This is a genomic window from Mycobacterium sp. (genome assembly GCF_052143115.1).
In the GTDB taxonomy this organism is placed as follows: domain Bacteria; phylum Actinomycetota; class Actinomycetes; order Mycobacteriales; family Mycobacteriaceae; genus Mycobacterium.
In genome coordinates this window covers 22,634-41,293 of the sequence record NZ_JBKQTQ010000035.1, presented here as the reverse complement: position 1 = coordinate 41,293, position 18,660 = coordinate 22,634, and the positions used below count along the sequence as shown (strand labels likewise).

Here is an 18,660-nt window from a genome sequence, read left to right as displayed (position 1 = left end):
GCAGCGGTTCGCTGCGCGACAATCCAGGCCTAGGGCAGCGGGGCCCGGGTGATCTCCTCCAGCATCTCGGTGACCAGCGCGGCGATCGGCGACCGCTCGCTGCGCAACAGCGTGATGTGCGCGAAAAGCGGGTGCCCCTTGAGCTTCTCGACCACGGCCGCGACCCCGTCGTGACGGCCCACTCGGAGGTTGTCGCGCTGAGCGACGTCGTGGGTCAACACCACCCGCGAGCCCGCGCCCAGCCGTGACAGCACGGTCAGCAGCACATTGCGTTCCAGCGATTGCGCCTCATCGACGATGACGAACGAGTCGTGCAGCGAGCGGCCGCGGATATGGGTCAGCGGCAGCACCTCGAGCATTCCGCGCGACAGCACCTCTTCGAGCACCGCCGGGCTGGCCAGACCTTCGAGGGTGTCGAAGACGGCCTGCGCCCACGGTCCCATTTTTTCGCTTTCGCTGCCGGGCAGATAGCCCAACTCCTGGCCGCCGACCGCGTAGAGCGGGCGGAATACCACCACCTTGCGCTGGGTGCGTCGCTCCAGCACCGCTTCCAGGCCAGCGCACAGCGCCAGCGCCGATTTGCCGGTGCCGGCTTTGCCGCCCAGCGACACGATGCCCACCGACTCGTCGAGCAGCAGATCCAGGGCCACCCGCTGCTCGGCGGAGCGACCACGCAGTCCGAAGACCTCGCGATCGCCGCGGACCAGTTGAACCCGCTTGTGGGCGTTAACCCGGCCGAGCGCGTGCGAGCTGCCGGCGAGCAGCCGAATACCGGTGTGGCACGGCAGGTCTCGGGCCGCAGACAAATCGACTTCGCCGTCGGCGAACAATGCGTCGATGTCCTCGGCGGTGACTTCCATCTCCGTCATCCCGGTCCAGCCGGAGGTGACGACGTCCTGCGCGTGGTACTCGTCGGCGCGCAGACCCACCGCTCCCGCTTTGACGCGCAGCGGAATGTCTTTGCTCACCAACGTGACTTGCTTGCCCTCTGCGGCGAGGTTGGCGGCACAGCACAGGATGCGCGAGTCGTTGGTGTCGGTGCGAAACCCGGCAGGCAGCACGTCCGGATCGCTGTGGTTGAGTTCGACGTGCAGCGTGCCGCCTTGTGTCCCAACGGGAATGGGCTGATCCAGCCGTCCGTGCTCAAGCCGAAGATCGTCGAACAGCCGCAACGCCTGGCGGGCGAACCAGCCCAGTTCATGGTGGTGCCGTTTGGCTTCCAGCTCACTGATCACCACCAGCGGAACCACCACTTCGTGTTCGGCGAAGCGGGAACATGCCCACGGGTCGGACAACAACACGGAGGTGTCGAGCACGTACGTCCGTGAGGTGTCCTGTGGAACCGCCGGGAAATCAGTCACGAGCGCTCCTCGAGCTCATCGCCCGGTTCGCTGCCGCGTGCGGGCGGTGGCCCCACCGCCACCCATGCACGCAGGGCGTCATAACCGGACTGAAGCCCGTGCGGCCCGCACGGACGATTCGGCGGGGGCCGCGGCGCCAGGACCGGGGCCGGCGGTCCTGTCGAAGTCGAGACGAGAGGCGCCGCCCGGACAGCAGAGCATGTCGCTAGCCATCGAATGCGACGCTACTCCCGTCTTCGCATGTGCGCCGCACAGGCGCGCCGACGAGGCTAGCCGATGACGAACTGCCGCAACGCCGGCTCGTCGGCGACTCCCCATGCGGTGATGCGCTCGGAGATCACCTGCCGCAGCTGATCCGGGCCGAAAATGCCTGCGTCGGCGACGTTTCGCAGCTTGTCCTGGTAGGCGTCGATGTCGGCGCCGATGACTTGAAGGTCGGCCGCGCGGGCGGCAATCGCGGCGATCGTCTCGTCGCGGGTGTAGTCGAGGCAGTGCGCGACGAGGTTCGAGAAGAACTCCTCGTGTCGCTCTTCATCTCGCGCGATGTGGGCAATGAGTCCGGCCAGCACCGGTTCTTCGATCTCGGCCGCCAGGTTGTTGCAGTACACGGCGTGGGCGCGCTCGAAGAAAGCCATGAAAACCAGGGTTTCAACCTGGGAATATTGGTCGGCGCGATACCCCTTCAGCGACACGTGCTCGAAGCGTACGTGCTCGTTGGCAACCGGGTCGACCTCGCGGGTCACCACGAAGTACTCGCGTAGTGCAGTGGCGTGCAGGTGTTCTTCGGCAGTCCACCGGCCCAGCCACTGGGCCCACATATCTTCGAGAATGAAGTGCTCGACGAGTTCGCGATGATAACCGGCCACGTTGTCTTTGGTTATGAGCAGAATCTCGCACGCGTCGGTGATGACTTTGGGCAGCGTGACCTGCGACGGATCCCAATCACGCCCGCCGAGGAAGGCGAAGTTCTCGCCCTGCTCGAACGGCACGAAGTCGTGCGCGAACCACAAGTTCTCGGTGTCGAGGTAGCGGTCCAGGTTCTCGCCGACGACCGGCTCGAGTTCGAGGATCAACGCATTAGCGACAGCTTTCTGTGCCATGAGGTAACTGTAACCCGCGTACACAGGTTCCGTGAAATCCGCCCCAAGGAGGAGTCAGCGGCCGACCAGCGACCAGTCTTCCAGTCCCTCGTACAGCGGGAACTCCCTGGCCAGCCCCGTCACCCGGTCACGCAGCCCGGACACATCCGCGGAGCTGCCCGCCGCCAGGGCGGTCGCAATGATGTCGGCGACCTCGGTGAACTCGGCTTCGCCGAAGCCGCGTGTCGCCAGCGCGGGAGTCCCGATCCGCAGGCCCGAGGTCACCATCGGCGGACGCGGGTCGTTCGGGACAGCGTTGCGGTTGACGGTGATGCCGGCCTCGTGCAACAGGTCCTCGGCGGCCTGGCCGTCCAGCGGGGAGTTGCGCAGGTCCACCAGCACCAGGTGCACGTCGGTGCCACCGCTGACCACCGACACACCGGCCTTGGCGACGTCGGCGGCCAGCAGTCGATCGGCGAGGATCCGGGCGCCGGACAGCGTGCGCTGCTGGCGGTCGGCGAATTCGGGTGTGCCGGCGATCTTCAGCGCGACGGCCTTGCCGGCGATGACGTGCATCAGCGGGCCGCCCTGCTGGCCGGGGAACACCGCCGAGTTGATGGACTTGGCGTACTCCTGCTTGCCCAGGATCATGCCGGAGCGGCCCCCACCCAGCGTCTTGTGGATGGTGGTGGACACCACGTCCGCGTGCGGCACCGGGCTCGGGTGCAGCCCCACGGCGACCAGGCCCGCGAAGTGCGCCATGTCGACCCACAGCTTGGCGTCCACCTCGTCGGCGATCGACCGGAACGCCGCGAAGTCCAGAATCCGCGGGTAGGCCGACCAGCCGGCGATGATCACCTTGGGGCGGAACTCACGCGCGTGAGCGCGCACCACGTCCATGTCGATCAGATGCGTCGTCGGGTCAACGCCATAGAAGCCGTTCTCGTACAACTTGCCGGAGAAATTGAGCTTCATGCCGTGCGTCAGGTGACCGCCGTTGGCGAGGTCGAGGCCCAGCAGCCGCTCCCCCGGTGACATGAGCGCATGCAGCACTGCGGCGTTGGCCTGCGCGCCCGAATGCGGTTGCACGTTGGCGAAGTCGGCGCCGAACAGCGCCTTGGCCCGGTCGCGGGCGATGTTCTCCACCACGTCGACGTATTCGCAGCCGCCGTAGTAGCGCCGGCCGGGCAGGCCCTCGGCGTATTTGTTGGTCAGCACGCTGCCCTGGGCCTGCAATACCGAACGCGGTACGAAGTTCTCCGACGCGATCATCTCCAGGGTGTCGCGCTGGCGGCCCAATTCCTTGCCCAGCAGCTCGGCGATGTCGGGATCAACCTCGGCTAACGGGGCCGACATGAGGGATGCAGCGGTACGGGCGTCAGGTGCAGCAGTCACGGACGCCAGTCTATCGAGACGCCGAACTCGCACTACTCGGGCAGCGCCGACGGGATCAGCGGTTCGTCAAGCAGCCGACCGAACCGTTCGGCCAGGCTCACACTGGCAGGGCGGTCGTCCAGCCAGGCTCGCAGCAACCGGTATCCCTCGACATAGGTGCTGGTGTAGGCGCGCCACAGCGGCGAGGACAAGAACCGCAGCATCTGCCGGGCGCGGGTGTCGTCGACCAGCAACCAGCGTCGCAGGAACGCCGTCACCTCGTCGCCGTCGCGATGCTCGTCGTGCAGCATCAACGCCGCATCCTGACGGACTCCGGCCAGCGCCGCGGACGCCTCGGACACCGCCTCGGCGCGCTCGCCGTCAAACCTCAGCCCCAGGTCGGCGTAGATTTCGGACGCCCAGTGCCCCCATCCCGGGCCGATCGCCGCGTAGAGCGCCAGGTCGGCCAGGCCCTCGGCCATCAGGCACTGCGGGGTGTTCACCAGGAAAATGGTTTGCTCGGCCTGGCCTTTCCGGTTGACCAGCCCGGCCTCTTTACGGCAGTGCTCGGTGTGGTGCCCCGGATAGGATTCGTGCGCCACCAGCCGCGGCAGGTTCGACATCAGTTGTTTGACGTCGGCGTTGACGGCCACCGTGGAGCGGTAGTCGCCCAGGTAATAGTTGAATCCCGACCACGGCTGGTCGGTCACCACTTGATAGACAACCGTTTCGGTGTCGGGCAGCGGATACTCGGCGCGCACCCGGTCGCGCAGCGCGCTGGAGAACGCCTCGATGGACTCGGCCAACCGATCGGACGGGATCTCCTCGGCGGCGCGGTCGGCCTCCATCCGGTCGGCCAGCGGTCCGCCGCCGCCGAGGACTTCGTCGAGCCGGGCATGCGCCTGCCGGTACGTCTCCCCCTCACCTTTGGCGATGTGGACGTCGAAGTAGTCGTGTACCTCGTCGACGAAGCCGATGTCTTCTCCGGCGAACTTGCGCCCGGCGCAGGCCAGCGCACGCAGATGAGCGCCGATGTAGTCGGCGCGGGCTTGGTCGAATCCGTTGCGGCGCAGCACATCTGGCAGCGCTGCGAGCAGCCGCTGGGCCTGGTGGACCAGATCGGCCGGGTCAGGCGCGGGCTCGGCCAACACCGCTTGGCGCAGCGCCGGATCGCCGGTGAATGCATCGACGTAACCCGACTCGATCCGGTCGAAGCGCAAACCGAGCGACAGGTACTCGCGGATCAGCGCGGCGGGTTCCAGACTGAGCTCCACGCCCGCTAACGCTATCGGCTCGTGGCCCCAGCCGCCCACAGCGCGCGCAAGGCTGCAAGACTGACAGTCATGTCGCGGCTGAGCGAGCCGAGCCCCTACGTCGAGTTCGACCGGGGTCAGTGGCGCGCGCTACGCATGTCAACGCCGCAGCCGCTGACCGAAGAAGAAGTCGTTGGCTTGCGCGGATTGGGCGAGCAGATCGACCTGCTCGAAGTCGAAGAGGTCTACCTGCCGCTGGCCCGGCTTTTGCACCTCCAAGTCGCGGCCCGGCAAGGGTTGTTCGCTGCCACCGCGGAATTCCTCGGCGAGCCTCGGCAACATCCCGATCGGCCGGTGCCGTTCATCATCGGAGTGGCCGGCAGTGTGGCGGTCGGTAAGTCGACGACGGCCCGCGTGCTGCAGGCGCTGCTGGCCCGCTGGGATCACCATCCCCGGGTCGACCTGGTGACCACCGACGGGTTCCTCTACCCGAACGCCGAGTTGAACCGACGAAACCTGATGCACCGCAAGGGCTTTCCGGAGAGCTATGACCGACGGGCACTGATGAGATTCGTCACCTCGGTGAAGTCCGGCTCGGATTACGTATGCGCGCCGGTGTATTCGCACCTGCACTACGACCGGGTGGCCGGTGCGAAGCAGGTGGTTCGCCACCCTGACATCCTGATCCTCGAGGGCCTCAACGTGTTGCAGACCGGGCCCACGCTGATGGTGTCGGACCTGTTCGACTTCTCGCTGTACGTGGACGCGCGCATCGAGGACATCGAGCAGTGGTATGTCTCGCGGTTTTTAGCGATGCGCTCGACCGCGTTCGCCAACCCGGCTTCGCACTTCCACCACTACGCGGGGCTGGCCGACCAGCAGGCCGTCGTCGCCGCCCGCGAAATCTGGCGTTCGATCAACCGGCCGAACCTCATCGAGAACATCTTGCCCACCCGGCCCAGGGCCACCCTGGTCTTGCGCAAAGACGCCGACCATTCCATCAACCGGCTGCGGCTGCGCAAGCTCTAGAATTCTACAGCGCCTGCGGCGCTACGAATTCTGATTGACGCGCGCTCGCGCAGCTAGTATGCCGATGACGGTGTTCCCGACTCCGAGGGGGTGCAGTGGAAGAGTGGGCAAGCAATAGTCCCCCAGTCGGTTGGCGGTTCACACATGAGCCACACCCGATACCAGCGCGGCCACGCCGGCGGAGCCGCCGAACGGTGATCACCATTGCCGTCGTCGGCGCGGTGATCGCCGCCGTGCTGGGAGTTTTTGAACTCTATCGGTCACCAAGCTCTCCACTGAGCGGGCTGGTCTACTCCAAACAGATCGTATTGCCCTTCACCGGCCTCAACGATCCAACGGGCGTGGCGGTAGACGCGAAAGGCGACGTCTACGTCACCGATACCGGCCACCGCCGAGTGCTGATGGTGGCGGCAGGCTCGACCAGCCAGACCAAACTGCCGTTCACCGGATTAGAGAACCTGACGGGTGTGGCGGTGGACGCCAGGGGCACCGTCTACGTGACCTACCTGGCCGGCGGCGTAGGCAAGGTGGTGACGCTGGCGGCGGGTTCGAGCAGCCAAACCGCGCTGCCCTTCACCGAGCTGGCAGACCCACGGGCGGTGGCGGTGGACTCGGCCGGCAACGTCTATGTCGCCGACCGTGGAAAAAAGCAAGTAGTCAGACTAGGGGCGGGGTCGACCAGCCAGACTGTGCTGCCGTTCACGGGGCTCGAGTCCCCGCAAGGCGTTGCAGTAGACACTGCAGGCGATGTCTACGTGACCGACGACCAGATGTATGACAACAGGGTGGTGAAGCTGGCTCCCGGATCAACCGACCAGACCGTGCTGCCCTTCACCGGCCTGGACCAGCCCTATGGCGTGGCGGTGGGACCTGACGGCGGCGTCTATGTCACCGACTCCAACAGCAGACAAGTGCTGAGTCTGGCTGCGGGGTCCAGCCGCCAGAACGCGCTGCCCGTGAGAAACCTCAATGCCCCACAAGGTGTGGCGGTAGATACGAAAGGCGACGTCTACGTCACCGACGCCATACGCGCGCGGGTGCTGAAACTGCCTGCGGAATAGCCTAGTGCGCACAAGCCGATGCAAAGGCGCGCACCGCAACCTCTGACGGCGGCGCCCCGCACTGGCGGGAAGGGAGTCACGCCGGCAGTCGGCGCACTCCGAGGTATTGCAGGTAGCCGATCAGAGCCGTGTAGACACCGCTGGCCAGTGTCGCGGCGATACCCGTTGCGGTCAGCGGCAATGCACCCGCGGCCACGATGACGACCGCCGCGACGGTGAAGACGATGTTGGCGATGACGACACCGATCCCGGCGCGACGCAGGTCGGGTGCTGCGGCGAGGCCGAAAACAATGAGCCCATACAGCACAAAGAATGCACCGACGCCGTATTCAGTCAGGGAGCTCAGCCCGGACCACGAGGAGATGGGATCGGCAGCGGCGGCGATAAACAGCCCGGCCAATCCGGTCAGCGTTGCGTCGAGCCGCATGGCGAACCGCAACAGCGAGTCGGTGGAGTCGGCGAAGGGTCGGGTGGACAGTCCATAAACGGCGGTCATGTCGAGAACTCCTTGCGATGTCGGGTCGTACACCTTTGAGCGTGCCGGTCTGGGACTGCCAGATCGACGCGTAGCACTGCCAAGCACTGCCATGCGCAGGTCAACAGAGTGACCTAGGCCACGTATTCCTTGGCTAGCCGAGCTAAGTCTTATTGCCCAGCTCCTCCTCGCGCCGCTTCACGGCGCGCATCGTCGCCGGGCGGTCTTATTGCCCGCTAGCTGGAGACGGCCACCCGGCCGCGCAGATCGGCGGCGATGAGTCGGGCCGCGGCGTTCTGCCAGTTGTGCAGCGAACGTTGCGGCACCTCGGTGACGAACCACTGCCAGGCCTGCCGAGCCGTTGCGTCCAGGCCGGCGGCGGTGGCGTTCTGCGCGTACGCGCGCACGCCCACGACGTAGGGGAAATACAGGGCGTTGTAGTAGCGCCACTGCTCGGTGGTGCCGAAGTCGCCGCCGTCGCGTGGCTTGAGCCGGGCGATGCGGTCCGCCAGCAGCGCCTTGAGCTCGATAGCCCGCTCCAGCGGCTGGTCGGGCGCCCCGCGGGCGGCCAGCCGCTCGTCGATGGCCGGCAGCGCGGTCAGCGGGCTGGCGACCAGCTTGGACAGGTCGCCGTAGTGGCCCAACGCCCGACGGGTGAGCCGGGCGAAGGTGTCTTCGTCGAAGTCGTCGAGCGGATCGGCGGAGACCAGCGGCAGCGCGGATTGCGTGCGCCGCAACGTCTCCCGGTGCGCGCGCAGCAACGGCGATCGCGAGAACACCAGCCGGTCCAGCAGCCCGGCCAGGGGGTCGGCCAGCACCTGCACGGAGGTCGCGATCGCCAAGCTGGTGAACAGCAACACCGTCAGCGCGATCTGCGCGGTGGTCTGCTGGCGGGTCAACGCGATGGCGATCAGCATCTGGCCGCCAAGCAGCAAGACGACCGCGCCAGCACCGGTGAACGAGCGCAGCATGTCGGCGCGCAGCGCCTGGCCCTCGTCGAACGCGTCCCACAGCGCCACCGCCACACCCAGGCCCAGCACGTCGCAACCCGTCGACGCCAACGCCAGCCAGCTGGGCACCACGCCCAGCGGAATGATCAAGATGGCGTTGGCCAGCGCAAAGAACATCGTTGCCGTGATGACCAGCCCGACCACCGGGATCTTCTGCGCCCTACGCCGCAGCGCGGCGATCATTGCGCCCAGCGTCGACACCGAGATCACCACGCACATCACGACGTGGCCGAGCCGCAGCGGCCCGCTCACGGTGCCGGCCAGCGTCGCGCCGACCAGCGTCAGCGCACCGACGGCGCCGACCAGCAACACTTCACCGGTGCGTGCCCGCCCGCCGTCACCTGGCCGGGCCAGCTCGACAAGCACCGCAAACCAGGCCACGCCGGGAACGGCAACCAGGTAGATCTCGACGTGGCCGAGCAGCGCGGATTGCGTGACGAGCCGAACCGCATCCAGGGCCACCGCCGTCGCAAAGCTGCACAGGCCGATCGCCGAGAACGCGAGCACCGGCTTGCGCGGGTCGCGGGCCAACAGATACAGCCCCAGCCACCAACTCAGCGAAAACACCAACGCCGACAGCGCAGCCATGCTTTCAGTGTGGCACGCCGTCAGATGCCGTAGCGGCGGTGTCGCAAGCTGTAATCGCGCAATGCACGCAGGAAATCGACCCGGCGGAATGCGGGCCAGTGCGCTTCGGTGAACCACATCTCCGAGTAGGCGCTTTGCCATAGCAAGAACCCGGACAGCCGCTGCTCCCCCGACGTCCGAATGACCAGGTCGGGGTCAGGCTGCCCGGAGGTGTACAGGTTCTCCGAGATCGCGTCCACGGTGACGGCCTCGACGAGTTCCTCGCCGCTGACTCCGTTGGCGATCTCCTTGGCCAGTAGTGCGCGGACGGCGCCGGCGATTTCCTGGCGGCCGCCGTAGCCGACCGCGACGTTGACGTGAAAGCCCGCGTTTGCCGTGGCCGACGTGCGCTCGACGGCGTCACGCAGCCGTCGCGCGGGCTCCTCGCCGATCAGCTCCAAGTCCCCGACAGTGCGCACGCTCCAGCGGTTGGCGGGCGCGCAGATCTCCTCGACGACATCGGTGATGATTTCGATGAGCGCAGCCAGTTCGGCGGGATCGCGGCGCAGGTTTTCGGTGGAAAGCAAATAGACAGTAGCCATTTCGATGCCCGCCTCTTGGCACCAGCGCAGCATTTCGGCGATCTTGGCCGCGCCCATTCGATACCCGTAACTGACGTCGTCGTATCCGGCGCTGCGTGCCCACCGCCGGTTGCCGTCGCACAACACCGCGATGTGGCGTGGCAGCGCGGGTTTGGAGGCGGCCAGGCCTTGCCGCAGCCGCAACTCGTAAAGCCGGTAGAGCGGTTCCTTGAGGCGCGGCGGGATGATCTCCACAGGGATCCAGATTACTGTGGACGGCAGCGCTCACCGGCGATCCGGCCGTAAAGGCAGGGAGGGATCAAGGAGGGATATTGACCCACGAGGCAAACGTGGCCACCGAGCCTGGCACTTCTGGGCCGGCCAAGGCAGTCGAGCAGGTCGCCGGTCAGGCTTTACAGTCTGCTGCGGACGCGCTGACCAAGCCAAGGGCGCGCGGCTGGATCCATTTGGTGTCGGCGGTCGTCGCCGTCGCCGCCGGCGCTTCGCTGATATCGGTGTCCTGGCCGCTGGCAGGGCTCAAAGCCGGTTTGGCGACCTTCGTCTACACCGGAGCCGTGGTGGGGATGTTCACCGTCAGCGCCGTCTATCACCGAGTCACCTGGAAATCGGCGACCGTCCGGACATGGATGAAACGGCTCGACCATTCGATGATCTTCGTGTTGATCGCCGGCACCTATACGCCGTTCGCGCTGTTGGCGATGCCGCATGACGCGGGGATGCTGGTGCTGTACATCGTGTGGGGCGGCGCGATTGCCGGTGTGCTGCTCAAAATGTGCTGGCCGACCGCGCCGCGTTGGGTCGGTGTGCCGCTCTACCTGTTGCTCGGCTGGGTGGCGGCGTTCTACGTCGCGGCGATCATGCACGCGGCCGGGGTGGCGGCGATGGTGCTGCTGGTCGTCGGCGGCGCGCTGTACAGCATCGGCGGAATCCTTTACGCGCTGCGCTGGCCCGACCCGTGGCCGAGCACCTTCGGCTATCACGAGTTCTTCCACGCCTGCACCGCGGTAGCCGCGATCTGCCACTACATCGCCGTGTGGCTCGCGGTGTTCTACGTCGGCCACCCGGCGTGATCGCTTGAGCTAAAGCTGCGTGACATTCTCGGCCGACCAGTAGGCCTTCATCGCGGTCACCTTGCCGTCGTCACCGAACGCCATCACATCGATCGGCTCGATCAGCATCCGGCTCTCTCCGGCAATCACGGTCAACCGGAACTGGAAAGCCGCCTCATTGCCGGCAACCCGCAGCGTCACCAACTCGCATTCGCGTTCCACGTTCTCGACGGCCGAGTAGAAGCCGTGGATCGCCTGCCGGCCGACTTGGACCTCGCCCCCGACCGGGTCCTCGACGGTGGCGTCGTCGGCGAACAACTCGACCAAGTCGTCCGCGCTGCCCTTGGCGATCAGGCCGATATAGCGGTTGACGGTGTCGGCGATCTGCTCAGGGCTCGGCATGACACGCACGCTACCGTGGCGCACAAGCTTATTGCCCGACTTCTCCTCGGGCCGCTTCACGGCCCGCATCGTCGTCGGGCGCCTATTGCCCGACTTCTCCTCGGGCCGCTTCACGGCCCGCATCGTCGTCGGGCCCAAGCGCCGCCGCCAGATCCTCGGCTGTGGTAACCGGCAGGTCGCAGACCCGGCCGCGGCAGACATACGCAGCATCAGCACCGGCTACTCGGTCGCGGCCGACCAGCAGCTCCGACGACCCCGCTGCGCCGCCGACCACAATCGCCCCGCCGGGCGCGAGTCTGCGCGCGTCGGCCAGCAGCGGCGATCCCGTCGGGTCACAGGCCACCGCGATCTGCAACGGCCCGCGCACCGCGGATTCGGCGACCGCCAGCCAATGGCCGGCCGAGCGCGGAGCCCGGGCCAGTAGCGGGGAGCGTGCCTGCAGCGTGTCGGCCGCCGCCTGCCGGTAGCGGTCGGCTCGTTCCGCGCCGACCACATGCGCCGCGGTCAGCAGCGCTTCGGCGATCGAGGACGCGCCCGACGGCGTCGCACCGTCCAGCGGGTCGGCGGGCCGCAACAACAGCCGCTCGGCATCGTCGGCACTGTCGAACCAGCGGCCAGGCCGGTCGCGATCGGCGAAGTGCGCCAACGCAATATCGAGCAGGTCGGCGGCCGTCGTCAGCCCGGCATCGTCGGCGGTCAACTGGTAGAGCGTCAGCAGCCCGGTGGCCAGCATGGCGTGATCTTCCAGGATCGCGGCGCTCTCACCGACCCGCCCGCCCAGGCTGGCCCGGCGCAGCCGGCCATCCACCACGTGCAGCCCGACCAGCGCGGTCGCGCATCGCGCTGCGGCGTAGGCCAACTCGGGCGCGGCCAACGCCACACTGGCCTCGGCCAGCGCGGTGATCGCCAATCCGTTCCAGGCGGTGACGACCTTGTCGTCGCGTCCCGGCTGCGGCCGGGTGAGCCGGGCGGCCAGCAGGGCGGTCCGGATCCGGTCGAACCGGCCCGAGTCGTCGGGATCGCTCGGCAACTGCAGCACCGATGCGCCGGCTTCGAAAGTGCCCGCCTCGGTGACTCCGAAAACCGAAGCGGCCCAGCGGCCGTCGTCGCTCCCGAGCACTTCTGTCAGTAGCGTGGGCGTCCAGACGTAGGTCGAACCCTCCCGGCCGTCGGCGTCGGCGTCCAGCGACGAGGTGAACATGTCGGCCTCGGCCAACTCGTCGAGCAGGAAACGTGCGGTCTCGCCGGCGACCCGGCGCGCCAACTCATCCCCGGTTCGGCGGGCCCAATGCGCGTAGGCACGCAGCAGCAGCGCGTTGTCGTAGAGCATTTTCTCGAAATGCGGTACCACCCAGGCGTTGTCGACGCTGTAGCGGGCGAACCCGCCGGCCAGCTGGTCGTAGATTCCGCCACGGGCCATCGCGGTGCCGGTGCGCCGAACCGCATCCAGCGCGCCCGATGAGCCGGTCCGCTCATAGTTCCGTAGCAGCGCTTCGAGCAACGCCGACGGCGGGAATTTCGGTGCGCCGCCGAAACCGCCGTGCACGGTGTCCTCGTCGCGCAGAACGCCCGCGACGGCGTCATTGCAGAGCGACGCGACCACCTCCGGGCCGCCGGAGGGCTGCCCCGGAGGTGCCCCAGCCATCGATCGCAATTCGCTTGCGATGTGATCGGAGGCCTGCTCGACCTCGTCACGGCGATCACGCCAGGTGCTGCCTACCGCCGAAAGCAGTTGCAGGAAGCTGGCTTTGGGATAGTAAGTGCCGCAGAAGAAGGGGCGCCCGTCGGGCGTCAGGAAACATGTCATGGGCCAGCCGCCCTGCCCAGTCAGCGCAATGGTGGCGTTCATGTAGACGGCGTCGATGTCGGGCCGCTCCTCCCGGTCGACTTTGACGCACACGAACCCCGCGTTCATCGCTGCGGCCACCTCGTCGTCTTCGAACGACTCGTGGGCCATGACGTGACACCAGTGGCATGCGGCGTAGCCGACTGACAGCAGGATCGGCAGGTCGCGTTCGGCGGCCTCGGCCAGCGCCTGCGGCGACCATTGCCGCCAATGCACCGGGTTGTCAGCGTGCTGGCGAAGGTAGGGACTGGCCGCCCCGGCGAGCATGTTCTCCCCGGAAGATTCAGACGGGCTCATGTGGCGATCGATCGTCGGCTTCCCCCTTGGTCGGCTGATCGGCGCCGATCGTCCCGTCGTCGACGGCCTGGTCCGGGCCCGGGTTCTGCGGGTCGAAGGAATCGGGCAGGTTCCGTAGGTGCCGGTTCATCGAGCGCACCAAAAACACCGTGGCGATGAGCAGCAGCACCACCACCAGTAACCCGAACGGGCTGGCTTTGCCGAAATCCGGTCCGCTGTTGTGCGGCGCGCCGTCAGCGTGCAAGTCGGCCAGCACCCGGATGGCGGCAAGCGCAAGCTGGTTCACTGCTCCGCCTCGAGTCCGGCGAACAGATCGTTCTCGGGAAGATGCACCGGAATACGTGAGCGCGCCAGCTCGAACTCTTCGGTGGGCCACAGCCGCTGCTGCCATGCGATCGGGGCCGCGAAGAAATCCCCTTTGGGATCGATCTGGGTGGCGTGGGCCCTCAGCGCGTCGTCACGTTGACTGAAATACGCCGAGCACTCGATGCGGGTGGTCACCCGGTCGGCGTGGACATCGTGCGCGGGATCCCAGTGCTTCAACCACTTCTCGAACGGCCCGGTCTGGCCGCGCTTGGCGAACTCGTCCTGCAGCATCTGCATCCGCTGCCGCAGGAAGCCGTGGTTGTAGTACAGCTTGGGCACCGTCCACACCGGGCCCGCGTCCGCGAACCGCCGATAGTCACCGGCCGCTTCGTATGCGGCGACCGACACCTGATGGCAGCGGATGTGGTCGGGGTGCGGGTAGCCGCCGTTCTCGTCGTAGGTCGTCATCACGTGCGGGCGGAACTCACGCACCACCCGCACCAGCGCCTCGGTGGACACCTCCAGCGGGGTCAGCGCAAAGCAGTCCTCGGGCAGCGGCGGCGGCGGGTCCCCCTTCGGCAGCCCGGAGTCGACGAAGCCCAGCCAGGTGTGCTCGACGCCGAGGATTTCGGCTGCCTTGGCCATCTCGTCGCGGCGGATGTCGGCGATGCGTCCGTGCACTTCGGGCAGGTCCATCGCCGGGTTGAGGATTTCGCCGCGCTCGCCTCCGGTGAGGGTCACCACCAGCATGCGGTGGCCCTCGTCCGCGTAGCGGGCGAGGGTGGCAGCGCCCTTGCTGGACTCGTCGTCCGGGTGGGCGTGCACCGCCATCAAACGCAGTTCGCTCACGTGCTCCCTGTCCCGCGTGCTGTTCTTTGTTCGTCGACCTGATTTAAGGCTCTATAGTTCCAGTCCTAATAGTTTCATCCCGGGTGCCGGGGCCCGAAACCTGATCACCTGGCACGTACCGCGAGACACATGACCGAAGGTTCACTGCAGCAGCCGCAGGCCCGCTACGGGCGGGGCGGGTTGCCCCGCGCATCGCGAAGTCGGGTCGTCATTGCCCTGGCTGTGCTGGGTCTCGCCGCCGGGATCGTCGTCGCCGTCATCGGCTATCAACGGCTGGGCCGCAGCGATGTCCGGGGCACGCTGGCCGGCTATCGGCTGATCGACCAGGAGACGGTATCGGTAACGATCAGCGTGACGCGATCGGATCCGTCGCGGCCGGTTGACTGCATCGTGCGGGTGCGCGCGAAAGACGGCAGTGAGACGGGTCGGCGTGAGGTGCTGGTTCCCCCGGCGTCCGAGACAACGGTGCAGGTGACGACCATCGTCAAGTCCAGCAAGCCGCCGGCGATGGGCGACGTTTACGGCTGCGGCACCGACGTGCCGGGCTACCTGCGCGCTCCCTGACCGCGCGGGATGCTTGCAACCTCTGGCAAACGCTCAACTGCGAAAATGTATTCGGCGTCCGCAGCGGCGGTGGTAAGGTGTTCGGACGCACGGTTCCAGCTGGGACCGTGTATTGCTGCATTAGCGGCCATGTGCGCCGCGCAGGGGGTCCGCCCGATTACTGGGGTCGGCAGGACACGCGGTGGAACCGCCCGGCAGCAAGACGGACAACCTAACGACGCGGATGCCGCGGAACCGACGCAAGGAGCACGACGAGATGATGGACACTCAGGTGACCTGGTTGACCCAGGAATCACATGATCGACTCAAGGCTGAGCTCGATCAGTTGATCGCGAACCGTCCGGTCATCGCCGAGGAAATCAACGACCGCCGCGAGGAGGGGGACCTGCGCGAGAACGGCGGATACCACGCCGCTCGCGAGGAGCAGGGCCAGCAGGAGGCCCGCATCCGTCAACTGCAGGACCTGCTGAACAACGCGAAGGTCGGTGAGGCTCCCGAGCAGTCCGGCGTGGCACTACCCGGTTCGGTGGTCAAGGTCTACTACGACGGCGACAAGTCCGACAGCGAGACGTTCCTGATCGCCACCCGCCAGGAAGGCGTCAACGACGGCAAGCTTGAGGTTTATTCGCCCAATTCACCGCTGGGTGGTGCCTTGATCGACGCCAAGGTGGGCGAGACCCGCAGCTACACCGTGCCCAACGGCAACACCGTGAAGGTCACGTTGATCAGCGCGGAGCCGTACCACGCCTGATTAGGGCACCGGTCGGAAATATAGAGCGAGATCAAATCGGCTGATGGCGCGCATCGCCGAGGATTTGGTCTTGCTGTTGCTCGACAACGCCTCGGCGCAGCCAACATTGGACCGGGCGCGCCACGGGCGCGTCGTCAGCGCTGCAGTGTTGCTGGACCTGGCGCACGCCTGCCGGATCCGGCCGGCGGTCGACAGCGAACCGGTGGAAGCGGGACGGCTGGTCGTGCTGAGCGGGCCGGATCCGGCCGATCCGGTGATGGCACCGGCGCTGAACCTGCTGCTGCGTCGTCCGATCACTCCGGCCGCGGCGATTGCCAAGCTGCGACGCGGCATTCCGGCGGCGGTGCTGTGGCAGCTGGAGCGCAGCGGTCAGATACAGCAGGTTCGCCTGCAGACCAAGGGAATTCGGCGTCCACGGGCGTGGCCGTTGGTCGATCGCACCCGGGTGACTCAGATTCGTGCGGCGATGATGTCCGCGCTGTTCGACGACAACAAGCCGGACCCGGCGACGGCGACCGTGATCTCGCTGCTGTACACGATCGCTGGGCTGGGTGCGGTTCTGAGCCTCAACGACCGCGGTTGGGAGTGGGTGCTGAGCCGGGCGGGTGATATCGCCAGCGGTAGTTGGGTGCGCGAGTCTGAACCGGAACTGGCCGAAGTCAACTTGGCTGTGACAACAGCAGCCATCCGTGATGCGTTGAAATACCCTCCACCCGGATGAGCGGCGACTAGCGCAGCGCCTGGTCGAGATCGGCTATCAGGTCGGCGATGTCCTCGATGCCCACCGATAGCCGCACCAGATCGTCAGGCACCTCCAACTGGGAACCCGCGGTCGATGCATGGGTCATCGCACCGGGACGCTCGATCAGCGACTCCACTCCACCGAGCGACTCGGCCAGGATGAACACTTTGGTGTTGGCGCACAGCGCCTCGGCGGCGCTGCGTCCGCCCCGCATCCGCACCGACACCATGCCGCCGAAATCGTGCATCTGCCGCGCCGCGATCTGGTGGCCGGGATGAGTGGGCAGACCCGGATACAACACCCCGCTCACCGATGGCTGCCCGGCGAGGAATTCCGCTATCGCGGCGGCGTTTTCGCTGTGCCGCTGCATGCGCAGCACCAGCGTCTTGAGGCCGCGCATGGTCAGGTAGGCGTCGAACGGTCCCGGCACCGCGCCGGCCCCATTCTGCAAGAACGCGAACGCCGCGTCCAACTCCTCGTCGTTGGTGATCAGGGCGCCGCCCACCACATCGGAGTGGCCGCCGATGTACTTGGTGGTCGAGTGCAACACGATGTCGGCGCCGAGCGTCAACGGCTGCTGCAGCGCCGGTGACGCAAACGTGTTGTCCACCAACACTTTCGCAGAGTGCTCGGTGCCAAGCTCGGCGATGGCCGCGATATCGGCGATGGACAGCAGCGGGTTGGTGGGTGTTTCCACCCAGATCAACCGGGTGCGCGGGGTGACCGCCGCACGGACCGCGTCGAGATCGGACAGCGCGACCGGGGTGTGCTGCACACCCCACCCGGTGAACACCTTGTCGATCAGCCGGAACGTCCCGCCGTAGGCGTCGTCGGGAATCACCACGTGGTCTCCGGGGCGCAGCACCGCCCGCAGCGCACAGTCGCTGGCCGCCATTCCGGAACCGAACGCCCGGCCGAACCTACCGGCCTCGACGGCGGCCAACGCGGTCTCCAGCGCGGCCCGGGTCGGGTTGCCGGTGCGCGCGTACTCGAATCCACTGCGCAGACCACCGACCCCGTCCTGGGCGAAGGTGCTGCTGGCGTAGATCGGCGCGTTGACCGCGCCGGTCAACGGATCAGGTCGGTAGCCGGCATGGATGGCCTTGGTGGCGAGCCCGGCGGTTTCGAAATGCTCGTTGTCGCCTGCGGGTGCGCTGCGCTGGTTGCTCATCGACGATCAGCCTAGCCATCACGATCATGCCGGCCGGGCGCGATGCCAAGCCCATTGGGCGCCAACGTGATGGCGGCGGCTACCCCAGCTCGAATTCGGACGTCGCGTCGGGCGCCGTCTGCTCGAGGGGCAGGCACACCGTCGCCATGATCCTGTCAGCCAGCGTCTGGCGCTTGGCGGTCCACAGCGGAAACAGGTAGCCGAGGTAGAAGATGACGCCATCGACGGTGTGGGTGATCTGGCGCAGCACGGACAATCCAAAACCGATCGGTTGCCCGGTGTTTTCGCTGACGACTTTGAACTTCAGCACCGACTTACCGATGCTCGATCCGGTGGTGCCCTGACGGTAGCCGTAGTTCCAGACCAAATAGGCGAACCCCACCAGCACTGCCCCCCACATCACCGTCACACCCACCGTGGAGTACCCGATGGAGCAGATCTGGTCGACGTCGTACTGCGTGATGTCGGTCAGACATGCGGTGTCGACCGAATTCTGCAGGATCAGCCAGCCGGCGCCGAGGATGACCGCGAACGGCAGGTTGTCGATCAGGTATGCCCCAACCCGAGTCAACCACGGCGTATAGGCCGCCTTCGGCAGACTGCGAATTGCCGGCCCGGGCGGCGGCGGCGCGTACCCGCCGGCGGACGGCGGCGGCGGCGGGTACTCGCCACCACGCGGCGGAGGCGGCGGGAACGGTTGGTCGGTCATGGACGGCTTTCCCTCTGCGCAGGATTTGCTGGACTGGGCTGCATTACGGTACCCGAGAACCGGGGCGACCGGGCTGCCGCCAGGAACGCTTCGGCGGGCCGCGATGTGTGGCGGCCGTCGACCGCCGTCGCCGAGCCACGCCACGGGCGCAGTGGTTTGCTAC

General features: G+C 67.0%; 19 protein-coding genes. 6 read left to right on the top strand and 13 right to left on the bottom strand.

All coding sequences use genetic code 11. From position 1 onward, the window contains the following. Nucleotides 1–29 precede the first annotated feature (29 nt). The 4 genes from ACLQI9_RS03550 to ACLQI9_RS03535 all read right to left on the bottom strand — a co-directional run bounded on the left by ACLQI9_RS03550 (nt 30) and on the right by ACLQI9_RS03535 (nt 5,076). On the bottom strand, nt 30–1,361 hold the full coding sequence (locus ACLQI9_RS03550; protein ID WP_442391043.1) for a PhoH family protein: 1,332 nt from the start codon (nt 1,359–1,361) through the stop codon (nt 30–32). Between the two features lie 269 nt (nt 1,362–1,630). Continuing rightward, entirely contained in the window at nt 1,631–2,461 is an 831-nt protein-coding gene (locus ACLQI9_RS03545) for an acyl-ACP desaturase (RefSeq protein WP_442391041.1), read from the bottom strand. 54 nt (nt 2,462–2,515) lie between these two features. Next, a complete protein-coding gene (gene glyA, locus ACLQI9_RS03540; protein WP_442382205.1) occupies nt 2,516–3,796 on the bottom strand; it encodes a serine hydroxymethyltransferase in 1,281 nt (426 codons plus the stop codon). A 71-nt stretch (nt 3,797–3,867) separates the two neighbouring features. Then, complete coding sequence (locus ACLQI9_RS03535) at nt 3,868–5,076, bottom strand: DUF885 domain-containing protein (protein ID WP_442391068.1); 1,209 nt, start codon at nt 5,074–5,076, stop codon at nt 3,868–3,870. 81 nt (nt 5,077–5,157) lie between these two features. On the opposite strand from ACLQI9_RS03535, the gene coaA reads away from it, so the two are divergent. Continuing rightward, nucleotides 5,158–6,096 carry a type I pantothenate kinase gene (gene coaA / locus ACLQI9_RS03530; protein ID WP_442382206.1) on the top strand — a complete coding sequence of 313 codons (939 nt, stop codon included), beginning with the start codon at nt 5,158–5,160 and terminating at the stop codon, nt 6,094–6,096. A 194-nt stretch (nt 6,097–6,290) separates the two neighbouring features. Then, nucleotides 6,291–7,157, top strand: a complete 867-nt coding sequence (locus ACLQI9_RS03525; protein WP_442382207.1) for an NHL repeat-containing protein — start codon at nt 6,291–6,293, stop codon at nt 7,155–7,157. Nucleotides 7,158–7,233: 76 nt separating this feature from the next. On the opposite strand, the gene ACLQI9_RS03520 is transcribed toward ACLQI9_RS03525, so the two are convergent. The 3 genes from ACLQI9_RS03520 to ACLQI9_RS03510 all read right to left on the bottom strand — a co-directional run bounded on the left by ACLQI9_RS03520 (nt 7,234) and on the right by ACLQI9_RS03510 (nt 10,045). After that, complete coding sequence (locus tag ACLQI9_RS03520; RefSeq protein ID WP_442382208.1) at nt 7,234–7,653, bottom strand: hypothetical protein; 420 nt, start codon at nt 7,651–7,653, stop codon at nt 7,234–7,236. Between the two features lie 215 nt (nt 7,654–7,868). Continuing rightward, complete coding sequence (locus ACLQI9_RS03515) at nt 7,869–9,230, bottom strand: hypothetical protein (protein ID WP_442391038.1); 1,362 nt, start codon at nt 9,228–9,230, stop codon at nt 7,869–7,871. 20 nt (nt 9,231–9,250) lie between these two features. Then, entirely contained in the window at nt 9,251–10,045 is a 795-nt protein-coding gene (locus tag ACLQI9_RS03510) for a (2Z,6E)-farnesyl diphosphate synthase (RefSeq protein ID WP_442382210.1), read from the bottom strand. 77 nt (nt 10,046–10,122) lie between these two features. Between ACLQI9_RS03510 and trhA the strand changes: the two genes are divergently transcribed. Next, a complete protein-coding gene (gene trhA / locus ACLQI9_RS03505) occupies nt 10,123–10,881 on the top strand; it encodes a PAQR family membrane homeostasis protein TrhA (RefSeq protein WP_442391037.1) in 759 nt (252 codons plus the stop codon). Nucleotides 10,882–10,890: 9 nt separating this feature from the next. Here trhA and ACLQI9_RS03500 read toward each other — a convergent pair whose 3' ends face one another. From ACLQI9_RS03500 to mca, 4 genes are all read right to left on the bottom strand, one after another. Then, nucleotides 10,891–11,262: a nuclear transport factor 2 family protein gene (locus tag ACLQI9_RS03500; protein WP_442382227.1), complete on the bottom strand. Its 372-nt coding sequence runs from the start codon at nt 11,260–11,262 to the stop codon at nt 10,891–10,893. A gap of 82 nt (nt 11,263–11,344) precedes the next feature. Then, complete coding sequence (locus tag ACLQI9_RS03495; protein WP_442382212.1) at nt 11,345–13,405, bottom strand: thioredoxin domain-containing protein; 2,061 nt, start codon at nt 13,403–13,405, stop codon at nt 11,345–11,347. After that, complete coding sequence (locus tag ACLQI9_RS03490; protein WP_442382213.1) at nt 13,392–13,691, bottom strand: hypothetical protein; 300 nt, start codon at nt 13,689–13,691, stop codon at nt 13,392–13,394. The genes ACLQI9_RS03495 and ACLQI9_RS03490 overlap by 14 nt, the downstream gene beginning before the upstream one ends. Beyond that, a complete protein-coding gene (gene mca / locus ACLQI9_RS03485) occupies nt 13,688–14,560 on the bottom strand; it encodes a mycothiol conjugate amidase Mca (protein ID WP_442382214.1) in 873 nt (290 codons plus the stop codon). The genes ACLQI9_RS03490 and mca overlap by 4 nt, the downstream gene beginning before the upstream one ends. A 129-nt stretch (nt 14,561–14,689) precedes the next feature. On the opposite strand from mca, the gene ACLQI9_RS03480 reads away from it, so the two are divergent. The 3 genes from ACLQI9_RS03480 to ACLQI9_RS03470 all read left to right on the top strand — a co-directional run bounded on the left by ACLQI9_RS03480 (nt 14,690) and on the right by ACLQI9_RS03470 (nt 16,596). Then, the gene (locus tag ACLQI9_RS03480) at nt 14,690–15,124 is read left to right on the top strand and encodes a DUF4307 domain-containing protein (RefSeq protein ID WP_442382215.1); all 435 of its coding nucleotides are present in this window, start codon (nt 14,690–14,692) and stop codon (nt 15,122–15,124) included. 256 nt (nt 15,125–15,380) lie between these two features. Then, entirely contained in the window at nt 15,381–15,875 is a 495-nt protein-coding gene (greA, locus tag ACLQI9_RS03475; RefSeq protein WP_442382228.1) for a transcription elongation factor GreA, read from the top strand. Nucleotides 15,876–15,918: 43 nt separating this feature from the next. Next, entirely contained in the window at nt 15,919–16,596 is a 678-nt protein-coding gene (locus ACLQI9_RS03470) for a GOLPH3/VPS74 family protein (protein WP_442382216.1), read from the top strand. A gap of 7 nt (nt 16,597–16,603) precedes the next feature. Here ACLQI9_RS03470 and ACLQI9_RS03465 read toward each other — a convergent pair whose 3' ends face one another. After that, on the bottom strand, nt 16,604–17,788 hold the full coding sequence (locus ACLQI9_RS03465; RefSeq protein WP_442382217.1) for a cystathionine gamma-synthase: 1,185 nt from the start codon (nt 17,786–17,788) through the stop codon (nt 16,604–16,606). A gap of 79 nt (nt 17,789–17,867) precedes the next feature. Next, on the bottom strand, nt 17,868–18,641 hold the full coding sequence (locus tag ACLQI9_RS03460; protein WP_442382218.1) for an RDD family protein: 774 nt from the start codon (nt 18,639–18,641) through the stop codon (nt 17,868–17,870). Nucleotides 18,642–18,660: the final 19 nt, after the last annotated feature.